Origin of the sequence: Bradyrhizobium sp., from assembly GCF_049581145.1 — a bacterium.
Classification (GTDB): domain Bacteria; phylum Pseudomonadota; class Alphaproteobacteria; order Rhizobiales; family Xanthobacteraceae; genus Bradyrhizobium.
Window position 1 is genome coordinate 1 of sequence record NZ_JBAURI010000668.1, and the last position, 4,731, is coordinate 4,731.

The 4,731-nt window shown below is 63.9% G+C and carries 2 protein-coding genes and 1 pseudogene; all 3 read right to left on the reverse strand.

Going from position 1 to position 4,731, the window contains the following annotated elements; genetic code table 11:
- Nucleotides 1-332: 332 nt before the first annotated feature.
- Complete coding sequence (locus tag WCB02_RS21750) at nt 333-2,486, reverse strand: glycogen debranching N-terminal domain-containing protein (RefSeq protein ID WP_423961293.1); 2,154 nt, start codon at nt 2,484-2,486, stop codon at nt 333-335.
- A gap of 111 nt (nt 2,487-2,597) precedes the next feature.
- Nucleotides 2,598-3,851, reverse strand: coding sequence for an MFS transporter (locus WCB02_RS21755; RefSeq protein ID WP_423961295.1), 1,254 nt, complete (start codon nt 3,849-3,851; stop codon nt 2,598-2,600).
- A gap of 636 nt (nt 3,852-4,487) precedes the next feature.
- Nucleotides 4,488-4,731 (reverse strand): annotated as a pseudogene (locus WCB02_RS21760) (LysR family transcriptional regulator); the annotation flags it as partial.

Below are 4,731 nucleotides of genomic sequence, written 5' to 3' on the forward strand. Positions count from 1 at the left end.
CCGTCGCAGGGGGCTGGCAATGCTGCGTTCGACTAGCGAGCGATTCCATGAAAGTTGTCATATGGCGCGGCGCTCGATCGCTCAGGATGCGCGGCTGTCGGATGCAGACCGTTCTCCTCTGCAATCATTCCGAGCTTGCAGATTCAGTCGGCGGTCTCCCCGCACGACGCGCTTCGCACGCGGGGGAGGGAGGGGAGAATCACCGCTCGAGATCTGCATCCCCAGAAAAACGTCGAGAGATATTGGCCGATCCGACAGCGCGCCAAGCGCGCCGCGCCGCAGGTGTGGTAGGAGAGCAGCCCTGCAATCAACCGGATGCTTCACTGCTCGAATCATTGGTGCAGAGCCGACACGGCCCTCCGCTCGACCGCACTGCCCTTTCCCTTGAGCACTTCGAACTGGGTCTCCTTGCCGTCACGCCAGAACCGGATATCGAAGCGTTGCCGCCCCAGCCGCATGTCGATCAATTTCACGTCCGGCAGCCATGCGGGCAGCGCGGGATCGACATAGAGCTTTCCGGCGGGGGCATCCTGCTGCAGCCCGAGCATCGCCTGCAATATTGCGAACGGCGTCCCTGCCGCCCAGGCTTGCGGCACGTTGGCGCCGAGATACTGCACTGGAAACCCCGTCGGATCGCGCTGCAGACCGGCATAGAGCTCGGGCAACTGGTTCAGCAGGAAATGACTGGCGGCGCCGCTGATGTCGCGCGCCAGGGCCGCTGCTTCCGCATCGAAGCCGTAGCGTCGCATACCGAGTGCAATCAGCGAATTGTCGTGCGGCCACACCGCGCCGGTCTGATAATTGTAGGGATTGAACGAGGGATGGTCCGATGACAGCGTGCGGATTCCCCAGCCGCTCCACATGTCCTTCTGCATCAAACGTTTGACGACGGCAGCGGCACGCTTCGGCGCGATGATGCCGGACCACAGGCACTGCCCGACATTGGAGGCCACCGACAGCACTTTTTTCTTCTCGCCGTCCAATGCGAAGGCATAGAAGCCGGATTTTTCGTCCCAGAACACCTCGTTGAACTGCTCGAACAGCTCCGCCGCCTTCTTGCGCAGCCGGTTGGCGCCGCGCTTGTCGCCGAGCTCATCGTAGATTTCGGCCATCCGCAGCCAGGCATCGTAGACATAGCCCTGCAATTCGCACAGCGCCTTCGGGCCTTGCACCAGCGTGCCGTCCGGATACATCACGGCATCTCCGGAATCCTTCCACGCCATGTTCTCGTAGCCGGCCGAGGATCGCGTTTGATATTCCTGGAATCCGTCGCCGTCGCGATCGCCGTATTTGTCGATCCAGCTCAGGCAGGCTTCGGCATGCGACAGATGCCGCTCGATCAGCGTGCGGTCGCCGGTCGCCTTCCAGCCCGCGTGCAGCGCGATCAGATAGAGCGGCGTCGCGTCTGCCGTGCCGTAATACGGCGTGTGCGGGATCAGCTTGAAATGCGCCAGTTCGCCGTAACGCAGCTCGTGCAGGATCTTGCCCGGCTCGGCGTCGCGGTAGTCGTCGCGCTCGGTTGCCTGGTACTGCGCCAGAACATCCAGCGTACCGGCCGCGAATTCCGGATAGACGATCATGGTCTGCAACGAGACGATCAGGCTATCGCGGCCGAACAGGGCCACGAACCACGGCAACCCGGCCGCCGGCACGAACACCATGTGATCGGTGCCGTGCAGCGGAAGCCGCAACGCCGCCATGTCCTGCACGCCCTGACTGTAGCAGCGATAGAATTCCTCGTTGCTGGTCTCGATCTTCAGAACCGTCCGCTGCCATTCCTCCATATTGCGGGAATGGCCGGACTCTGCACTGGACTCGGTACATCCCTTCGGCGCCCGGGTGGTTTTTGCGCCATCCACGAGATCGTAGATCAGGCAGCGATGCCAGGCCTGCCCGGGCTTCAGCGCGATGTCGAAACTGAGGCGCCCGTTGGCGTTGACGGTAGGCTCGCCGTCGCCCTCGCCGGTGTGGACAACGACTTCTCGAACAAAATCCTTGTTGCGATAGGTGATCCGCAGTGTCTGCTTCCCGGCTGACCACGACGTGATGATGTGGCCCCGGCGCACGATGTTGTCGCCCTTCACCTCGAAAATGTCGGCGAAGTCGGCGCGCATCGCCACCTCCAGGTTGAACCGAACCGGCTTCTGGCTGTTGTTGGTGATGTCGATGTCTTCGTGCAGGCCGCCATCCACCTGGCGGCCGATTTCCAGGCCCAGCGTGCGAGCTGCGACCGGCCCGTCTTCGGTGGCGAAGCTGCGATTGGTCAGGAAGATGCGCGCCGCCTGGGGCGCAACCGCGCCGCCATTGAGCAAATCCCACTGTTCGCCATTGGCAAAGATCGCCCAGGCGCTGATCACCCTGGTGTCGCGGAAATATAAGCCGCATTTGCTCGGCCAGCTCACCTGCCCATCGGTTTCGGTGAGCAACACCGTCTGCCCCTGATGCAGCGCAATCTGTGCCGGGCCGACCTGAACCTTGAATGCCATGCCAAAATATCCTTCATCGAAGTTCGTGAGTTGCCGGCAACGGGAGTGAAGCGATACCCATCAATATCCGCCTCGCGAAGATGTTGGGTTTCGCAAGAGCTTCACCCCATTCTACGCGCTGTTTGAGGGATTGGTTTCAGGCATCAGCAACCACAACAGAAGCACGGCGGCCAGAGCCACGGCTGCGACGCCCAAGAACCCCGCCGCGCGGCCGAGGCTTGTGGTCAAGAGACCTGACAGCGTCGTGCTGAGCGAAGCGCCGATCCCGGAAATCGTTCCGACGAATCCCTGCGCGAGATTGAACCGGCCGGTTCCGGCGGTGAGGTCGGCGACGGTCAGCGCCGTGAGCACGCCCAGCATCGTCGCGCTCAGTCCGTCGAGCGATTGAGCCGCGATCAGAATGATGGGATCGGAGGTTCCGGCGAAGATCAGCGCGCGGATCGGCAACGCCGCGAAGCCTGCGAGCAGCAGCGGCCGGCGGCCCCACGTGTTCGCCCGGCGTCCCGCCCAGGGCGCCATGATCGCCACGATGATCTGGGGCACCATGATCAAGGCCGAGACGATCAGCGAGGACAGCGCCTGCCTGCTGTAGGCGAACGCTTCGCCGGCCAGCGGCAGCACCGACGCGTTGGCCATCTGGAACAGGAATACGCAAGCGGCGAATACGAGCAGGCCGCGGTTCTTCCCAAGGCTGCGCAGCCGTGCTCGCGGCGGTTTGCCCGGCCCTTCGTGATCCGGAACGCAGGAGGCGCGGCCGAAATGGATATCTGCGGGCCGGATGCGGCTGAGAGCTGCGAGCAGCGGAAGCACCAGCGCGGCGGCGACGAAGAAGATCGCGCGAAACGACAGCACATAGGCGACCAGGCCCATCAGGCCGGCCGCGACGACGCCTCCGATCGACGCGAAGCGCTGATTGCGTCCGAGCCGCTCGGCGAGCGCTGAATTGCCCACCAGGCCAAGGCTGATCGCGGCTATCGCCAACCCCAGGAAACCGCCGGTGATGGCCTGGAGCACCAGCGCGCCCGATACCAGCGGGAAGCTCGGCCAGATTGCAATCAGCAGCGCGCCTGCGGCAACCATCCCCGCACCGAGCGCGACCGCGATGCGCTTCGACCGGATCGCATCGAGCAATGCGCCGCCGGGGAGCTGACCGAGCAATCCGGCGAAACCACCTGCCGTCAGCACAAAGCCGATGTCCCGTTGGGTCCAGTTCTGCCCGGCCAGAAACGCGGCGAGGTAGGGGCCAAAGCCCGACAGCGCGCCGGCCAGTAGCAGGTTGACCTCATCGAGGCCGCGCAGGCTGGCGCGTGACGGCGATGGTGCAACCGGCTTGGCTGCTCCCGCAAAATCCGCAGCAATGGTCATCTCGTTCCTCTCGGCCTCGAAAGTAGGACGGGTTGAGCTTGCGAAACCCATCATTCACCCGCGCGGCGATGGGGTGTGCGGTCGGATCGGACAAAGAGTCCGGTTCTCGCGGCTCTGGCGATCCGACGAGGATCGATTCATGGCGTCGGTTGTCTGTCCGTTCCGCTGCTCTCGCCCGCATCGAGCTGCGGCCCTGAGGCGGCGGTTCTCGGGTTGGCTGGCAGCGTGCTCCGGGGCACATCTGGTCTGGCGCATGGCTTGATAACGACGGTCGCTGCGAATCGCTCCGTAGGTCTTGCCAGCTCAGCTCGACCTTCAATTCCGCAAACCCCGATCTATCGGTTCGCCATTGCGCGCGCGTTCGATGTCGGTTCTGATTGCTTTACGAAACCCGATATGCGCCGCATTCGCTTCCCGGACAGGCGAAGATTTGCTGTTTTCAAGAAAGGTCAGCAGCGCGCATGTCGGGACTTGAGCGATTGCAGTGGCTTTGCTCGCCTCGGGGCTGATCCGGGTCGAAAATCACCGCAATTCCTGACCTGGAGTCATCGCCAAATCCATCGCAGGTGACCGCTGCTCACGGTCAAGACGTCTGCCGATGAGACCCGCTGGTCGCCTCTCAGGAGGGGCGGGGCGCTACACCCGGATGCCGCTGGCGAGGATGGCGTCCGCCAGTTCGGCGGCAGGTCCGCTCAGCGTTCGGCCCGCGCCGAGCAGAACGAATTCGACGGTGCCGAGATCGGGCAGGCCGTGACCGCTCGCGATCTCGGCAAGGCCCGCAGGGATCAGGTCGCCTGCGAAAATCGAGACGCCGAGTCCGGCGAGCGCCGCGGCGCGCAACCCGCTCAGGCTGCCGCTGGTGCACACGATGCGCCAGGGC

Coding starts and splice junctions, on each gene's coding strand:
- WCB02_RS21750 (WP_423961293.1), bottom strand. CDS start 2,486: ATGGCATTCAAGGTTCAGGTCGGCCCGGCACAGATTGCGCTGCATCAG.
- WCB02_RS21755 (WP_423961295.1), bottom strand. CDS start 3,851: ATGACCATTGCTGCGGATTTTGCGGGAGCAGCCAAGCCGGTTGCACCA.